Annotated in this window: 1 protein-coding gene; it reads right to left on the bottom strand. The window is 51.1% G+C overall.

Annotated features, from left to right (window positions below; genetic code table 11):
• Positions 1–77: 77 nt before the first annotated feature.
• On the bottom strand, positions 78–1,005 hold a 928-nt coding region (locus AACS90_RS03595; RefSeq protein ID WP_241538349.1), incomplete at its 5' end, for a DUF6531 domain-containing protein.

Here is a 1,005-nt window from a genome sequence, read left to right as displayed (position 1 = left end):
CTGGACTTGGCTTTGAAATTGGATCGGTAGCTAAGACCAATTGATCATAAGTACATCGTACTGAGACCAAAAGGTGATCAAGGGTTTTTACACAGTCTGTACCAATAGCGGGTACAACCGCCTTCCGCGTCCAGATAGGTGGTGACTTTATTGACATCATCATACAAAAAACGATCCTGCCAGTAGCCTTGTGGAGTGCTGACCGAGACTACCCGCCCACGGTTGTCATACTCCATCGACATATCCGTTGAATCCGTGTCATGCCAGCGGGGCATCGCGCCACGAGGATCGTACTCGTGCCACAGGTGACTGAACTGAAACGAATGGCATTCTGCCAGATAATGTTGAGCGTTGTACTGACAGGTGACCAGTGTCTGGCGCAGTGATTCAGTCCGGTATTCTACTGAAGCCAGCCGGTTCTGGTCGTAGTCCAGTAACAGGCGATAACCATCGGAATGGATAATCTGTGACAGCCGGTATTGTTGCTCCCCGAAGGGGTCATCATAATGGAAGGTGATGTGGTTATGGTGACGGTCACGGATCGCAGACAATAACCGTTTATCGCCTGCCGGCTGTTCAAAACTCCGCGTTAATTGGGTCTGACGATCAAACAGATGCAACCCGCCCGTTAAAGAGCCAAACAGCAGATAATGCCCGGCATGCAGGTTAACCGAGAATACGTTTTCATCCGGCGTATGGAAGGTATAAACCACCCCATCCGCATCGGTAAAATGGGTGGCTTCTCCCTCCCGTTTCAGGTGTTGTGACCAGTCATCAGACCATTTAGGACCGAACAGGCCGGCAAAATTTTCGGTTGAACGGTAAGTGCGGGTCAGTGACAGCGGCAGGGTGCCGGGCAGGGAGAGCATCGGCCACTGTTGCAGAAAATCCCCGGTGGCCATGTCGACCGGGTCACTACAGGTATCGTTGTCGTTCGGCTTTTTACTTTTTTTCTGCGTGGAGGCTTTCGGCTTATCCGATTTTGTGACGCCTTTTTTATTGCGT

Origin of the sequence: Xenorhabdus sp. KK7.4, assembly GCF_963876465.1 — a bacterium.
Classification (GTDB): Bacteria; Pseudomonadota; Gammaproteobacteria; order Enterobacterales; family Enterobacteriaceae; genus Xenorhabdus; species Xenorhabdus stockiae.
This window is presented reverse-complemented; position numbering and strand designations above follow the sequence as displayed.